Origin of the sequence: Cellulomonas algicola, assembly GCF_003851725.1 — a bacterium.
Taxonomy (GTDB): Bacteria; Actinomycetota; Actinomycetes; order Actinomycetales; family Cellulomonadaceae; genus Cellulomonas; species Cellulomonas algicola.
Genome location: NZ_BHYL01000363.1, coordinates 1 through 5,625, shown reverse-complemented (window position 1 = coordinate 5,625; position 5,625 = coordinate 1). Strand labels below are relative to the sequence as shown.

Genomic DNA, 5,625 nt, shown 5'->3' with positions numbered 1-5,625 from the left:
TCGCGGCGGCCGACCAGGGCGCGGCACCCCCGGCGGTGCTCGCGGCGGCGGCGCAGGCGGCGGCCGACGGTGCGCAGGCCACGATCCCGCTGGTCGCGACCAAGGGACGGGCCAGCTACCTGGGCGAGCGCTCGGCGGGCCACCTCGACCCGGGTGCGCGGTCGACCGAGCTGCTCCTCGCCGCCGCGGCGCAGGTAGCGGCGTGACGACCCAGCGCGCGACCGCCCGCGTCGCGCTGGTGCTCGTGTCGCACTCGCGCGGGCTCGCGGAGGGCGCGGTCGAGCTCGCCGGGCAGATGGCGCCGGGCGTGCTGCTGCTCGCGGCGGGCGGCGGGCCCGACGGCGGGCTGGGCACGAGCTTCGACCTGGTCGAGGCGGCGCTGACGGACGCGACCGCGGACGGTCGGTCGGCGGTCGTGCTGACCGACCTGGGTTCGGCGGTCCTGACCGCGGAGTCGGTGCTCGAGCTCGCGGAGCCCGACGTCGCCGCGCGTGTGCGGCTCGCGGACGCGCCGTTCGTCGAGGGAGCCGTCGCCGCCGCGGTCGCGGCGCACGGGGGAGCGGACCTCGCCGCCGTCGTGGCCGCGGCCGAGCACGCGGGGACGACGTTCGCGGCGGTGCCGCCGAGCGAGCCCGCTGCCCCGGCGGCCCAGGGGGACGACGTGGCGCGGGGCTCAGCGGTGCTGCGGAACCCCCTCGGGCTGCACGCGCGTCCCGCCGCGATCGTGGCGCGCATGATCGCCGGCTACGACGCGCGCGTCCGCGTGAACGGCGTCGACGCGGCGAGCGTCCTGCAGCTCATGAAGCTCGGTGCCGTGCAGGGGCAGGAGATCGTCGTCGAGGCCGAGGGGCCGCAGGCCGTCGAGGCGCGCGACGCGCTGCTCGACGCGGTGGAGGGCGGCTTCGGGGAGGTCTGACGCGACGCCTGGGCGCGCGGCCTGGATGGGCCGGGTGAGCGACGGCACAGAAACTGCATGGACTGCAAAGTTGCAGTGGATGTAATGTTGCATCCCATGCAGGAAGTCGACGCCACGCGCGGACTCGCCGACCCCGCCGACACGCGGCCCGTCGACGAGTCGGCGCCCAGCATCGAGGAGCTCGTGGGCGCCCTCGGGCTCCGCGAGCGCAAGAAGCGCGCCCGCCGCGACGCGCTCATCGACGCCACCCATCGCCTCGTCGACCGCGACGGTCTCGACGCCGTCACGGTCGAGGCCATCTGCGAGGCCGCCGGCGTCTCCGTCCGCACGTTCTTCAACTACTTCGAGACGAAGGACGACGCGGTCCTCGGGCACGCGACGTACCCGATCGACCCGCTGGTCGAGGACGAGTTCGCGTCCGGGGGCCCCACGGGCCACCTCGTGACCGACCTCGAGCACCTCGTCGGCTCGCTGCTCGACGCCGCGCCCCCCGGCCGGGCGCGCATGGCGAAGGGCCTCGCCATCGCCGCGCAGGAGCCCCGGCTGCTCGCGCGGCACCTTGCGTGGCTCGACAAGCACAAGGGCAACCTCATGGCACTCGTCGCACGCCGGCTCGGCGACGACCCCGTCCACTCGCCCGACACCGTCGCCTCGCTCGCCCTGTTCCTCACGCACGCGACGTTCGTGCGCTGGGAGTCGGGCGGGAGCGAGGGCGAGATCCGCGACCACCTGCACACCGTCGTCGGGGAGCTGCGCGCGCTGCTCGCCGACTGACGCACCCGATCTGCCCGCCACCCGCGGGACGGGCGCGTCCGCGCGCCCGCACGACCACGCCATCCACGTCCCCTGAGAAGCAAGGAACCCCATGGCCACCGCCACCGTCCCCGACGTGGGAGCGAGCGACAAGCCGCTCGTCGTCCTCACGCCCCGCACCGTCTGGCTCATCTTCGGCGCCCTCATGGCGAGCATGTTCCTGTCGTCGCTCGACCAGTCGATCGTCGGCACCGCGATGCCGACCATCGTCGGCGAGCTCGACGGCGTCGAGCACCAGGGCTGGGTCGTGACGGCCTACATCCTGGCCATCGCGATCGTCATGCCGCTCTACGGCAAGTTCGGCGACATCTGGGGGCGGCGCTGGCCGTTCCTCGTCGCGATCGCGCTGTTCACGGCGGGCTCCGCGGTCGCCGGCTTCGCCGGGTCCTTCGGCTGGCTCGTCGTCGGCCGCGGCATCCAGGGCCTCGGCGGCGGTGGCCTCATGATCCTGTCGCAGGCGATCATCGCCGACATCGTCCCCGCCAAGGACCGCGGCAAGTACATGGGTCCGATGGGCGCCCTGTTCGGCATCGCGGCCGTCGTCGGCCCGCTGCTCGGCGGCCTGTTCACCGAGCACGCCGACTGGCGCTGGTGCTTCTGGATCAACATCCCCGTCGGCATCGCGGCGTTCGCCGTCGCGTGGTTCGCGCTCAAGCTGCCGTCGCACCGCTCGGGCCGCCGCATCGACGTCGCGGGCATCCTGTTCGTCGTCCTCGGCACGTCCGGCCTGGTCCTCGCCACCAGCTGGGAGAGCTGGAGCGGGCAGCGCGGCTACGACTGGTCCGACCCGGGCCTGCTCGCGCTCGTCGTCGGCACGCTGCTCTCGATCGCGCTGTTCATCGTGGCGGAGCTCAAGGCGTCCGACCCGCTGCTTCCGCTGCGCCTCTTCCGCAACCGCACCTTCACGATCGCGACGGCCATTGGCTTCATCCTCGGCATGGGCATGTTCTCCGCCCTCGCGTTCCTGCCGACGTTCCTCCAGATGTCGACCGGCGTGGGCGTCACGCAGTCCGGCTACCTCCTGCTGCCGATGATGGCGGGCGTCATGCTCACCGCGATCGGCTCGGGTATCGCGATCACCAAGACCGGCCGCTACAAGATCTTCCCCGTCGCGGGCCTCGCGATCACGACCGTCGGGATGGTGTGGCTGACCCGCATCACCGGCGACATGTCGATGTGGCTGTTCGGCGCGATGATCTTCGTGCTCGGCGCCGGCATGGGCCTCGTCATGCAGACGATCGTCCTGGCCGTGCAGAACGCGGTCGACCCGCACGAGCTCGGCACCGCGACGTCGGCGAACAACTTCTTCCGCGAGATCGGAGCGGCCGTCGGCGTCGCCGTGTTCTCCACGATGTTCACCAGCCGGCTCATCGAGCAGGTCACCGACGTGTTCGCGGGCGTGCCCGCCGGCTCCGGCGGCGAGGCGTCCGGCCTCACCCCGGACGTCGTCCAGCAGCTGCCCGAGCCGTTCAAGACCGGTGTCATCGACGCCTACGCGAGCAGCCTGTCGTCGTCGTTCTGGTACTTCATCCCGCTCGTCGTGGTCGGCTTCGTGCTCGCGCTGTTCCTCCGCGAGGTGAAGCTCTCCGACGTGGCCGGCATGGTCGCGCGCGGCGAGGCGGTCGCGGCGGACGACGTGCGTGCGGGCGCGGTCCGCGCGGACGCGACGGTCGACGGCGCGGTCGTCGTGGACGAGCTCTCGGCCTCCGCGCACGACGACGACGGGGCGCCCACCGCGGGCGACCGAGCGGCCGACGGCGACGCCGTGGGTGCCCGGTAACCTGACCCGATGAGCTCGACCGACCCGCAGGCCGTGCGCCGCAAGCGCCCCGCGAAGCCGCAGTTCACCCAGACGATGCTCGTTCTCGAGGCCTTCGTGGTGTTCTTCGCGACGCTCGTGGCGTACGGCCTGCGGGTCGCCGACACCGCCACCGTGTGGTGGGTCGGCGGCTCGCTCACCGTCGTCCTGGTCGTGCTCGCCGGCTGGGTCGGTCGACCCGGCGGCTACGTCGCGGGGTCGGTCGCGCAGGTCGTCGTCCTGGCCTGCGGCTTCGTGATCCCGATGATGTTCGTCGTCGGCGCGGTGTTCGCCGCGATGTGGGTGTTCTCGCTGCGCGTCGGCGGCCGCATCGACCGCGAGCGTGCCGAGTGGGACGCCGCGCACCCCGGCATGGTCGGCCCCTGACCGTTCACGGACACGTCACCGGGCCGCCCGGGCGCCCCCGTTAGGGTGACGCCCATGACTGACACGCAGCGCACCCTGGTCCTCGTCAAGCCCGACGGAGTCCGCCGGGGTCTGGTGGGGGAGATCCTGCGTCGCATCGAGGCGAAGGGCTACACGCTCGTCGCCGTCGAGCTCCGCGAGGCCGACGAGGCGCTGCTCGCGGAGCACTACGCCGAGCACGCCGGCAAGCCGTTCCTCGAGCCGCTCGTCGAGTTCATGCGGTCCGGCCCGGTGCTGGCCGCGGTCGTCGAGGGGCACCGCGTGATCGAGGGCTTCCGCTCGCTCGCCGGCGCGACCGACCCGACCGTCGCCGCCCCCGGCACGATCCGCGGCGACCTGTCCCGCGACTGGGGCTTCAAGGTCATCCAGAACCTCGTGCACGGCTCGGACGGCGAGGAGTCGGCGGCGCGCGAGATCGCGCTGTGGTTCCCGTCGCTCTGACGCCCCTCACCTGACACCGACGGCGGGCGGCGGACGCGCCCCGCGTCCCCGACCGCCCGCCGTCCACGTCCTAGGCTTCCCCCGTGCACCTCAAGACCCTCACCCTGCGGGGGTTCAAGTCGTTCGCCTCGGCGACGACGCTGAGCTTCGAGCCGGGCGTCACCTGCGTGGTCGGCCCGAACGGGTCGGGCAAGTCGAACGTCGTCGACGCGCTCGCGTGGGTCATGGGGGAGCAGGGGGCCAAGTCGCTGCGCGGCGGCAAGATGGAGGACGTCATCTTCGCCGGCACCGCGGGCCGTCCGCCGCTCGGCCGCGCCGAGGTCGCGCTGACCATCGACAACACCGACGGCGCGCTGCCGATCGAGTACACCGAGGTCACGATCTCCCGGACGCTGTTCCGCAGCGGCGGGTCCGAGTACGCGATCAACGGGCAGGGCTGCCGGCTGCTCGACATCCAGGAGCTGCTGTCCGACTCGGGCCTGGGCCGCGAGATGCACGTGATCGTCGGGCAGGGGCAGCTCGACGCGGTGCTGCGCGCGACGCCCGAGGAGCGGCGCGGGTTCATCGAGGAGGCCGCGGGCGTCCTCAAGCACCGCAAGCGCAAGGAGAAGGCACTCCGCAAGCTCGACGCGATGCAGGCCAACCTCACGCGGCTCGGCGACCTGACCGGCGAGATCCGCCGCCAGCTGGGACCGCTCGGGCGGCAGGCCGAGGTCGCGCGCAAGGCCGCCGTCGTCCAGGCCGACCTGCGCGACGCCCGCGCCCGCCTGCTCGCCGACGACCTCGCGCAGCTCAGCGCGACGCTCGAGCAGGAGATCGCCGACGAGTCCGCGCTGCTCGCCCGCCGCGCCGAGGTCGAGCAGGCGCTCGCCGCGGCCCGCGACGGGCTCACCGCCCTGGAGCGCGAGGCCGCCGAGGCGACCCCGCACCTCACCGAGGTCACCGAGGTCTGGTACCGCCTGTCGTCGCTGCGCGAGCGGCTGCGCGGCACGGCGTCGCTCGCCGCGGACCGCGTGCGGCTGCTCGGCAGCGCCGGGTCGGAGCGCACGGGCGGGCAGGACCCCGACGACCTCGCCGCGCAGGCGGAGCGCGTCCGGGCCGCGGAGGCCGAGCTCGCCGCCGAGGTCGACCTCGCACGCGTCGCACTCGAGGCCGCGGTGACGGCCCGCCAGGAGGCCGAGCAGGCGGCGGCGGCCGCGGAGAAGGAGCTCGCGACCGCGCTGCGCGGTGC

7 protein-coding genes are annotated in these 5,625 nt (G+C 73.7%); all 7 read left to right on the top strand.

Annotation, left to right across the window (positions count from 1 at the left end):
• A partial coding sequence (locus CTKZ_RS19115; RefSeq protein WP_124344406.1) for a DAK2 domain-containing protein occupies window positions 1–206 on the top strand: 206 nt, incomplete at its 5' end.
• On the top strand, window positions 203–916 hold the full coding sequence (gene dhaM / locus CTKZ_RS19110; protein WP_124344405.1) for a dihydroxyacetone kinase phosphoryl donor subunit DhaM: 714 nt from the start codon (window positions 203–205) through the stop codon (window positions 914–916). The genes CTKZ_RS19115 and dhaM, both read left to right, overlap by 4 nt.
• A gap of 96 nt (window positions 917–1,012) precedes the next feature.
• On the top strand, window positions 1,013–1,690 hold the full coding sequence (locus CTKZ_RS19105) for a TetR/AcrR family transcriptional regulator (protein WP_235843561.1): 678 nt from the start codon (window positions 1,013–1,015) through the stop codon (window positions 1,688–1,690).
• 91 nt (window positions 1,691–1,781) lie between these two features.
• Complete coding sequence (locus CTKZ_RS19100; RefSeq protein WP_124344403.1) at window positions 1,782–3,509, top strand: MDR family MFS transporter; 1,728 nt, start codon at window positions 1,782–1,784, stop codon at window positions 3,507–3,509.
• A gap of 9 nt (window positions 3,510–3,518) precedes the next feature.
• Window positions 3,519–3,914, top strand: a complete 396-nt coding sequence (locus CTKZ_RS19095; RefSeq protein ID WP_124344402.1) for a DUF4233 domain-containing protein — start codon at window positions 3,519–3,521, stop codon at window positions 3,912–3,914.
• A gap of 54 nt (window positions 3,915–3,968) precedes the next feature.
• Window positions 3,969–4,394: a nucleoside-diphosphate kinase gene (ndk, locus tag CTKZ_RS19090; protein WP_124344401.1), complete on the top strand. Its 426-nt coding sequence runs from the start codon at window positions 3,969–3,971 to the stop codon at window positions 4,392–4,394.
• A gap of 83 nt (window positions 4,395–4,477) precedes the next feature.
• Window positions 4,478–5,625, top strand: a 1,148-nt coding sequence (locus tag CTKZ_RS19085) for a chromosome segregation SMC family protein (protein ID WP_148090520.1), incomplete at its 3' end; no start/stop codon positions are given.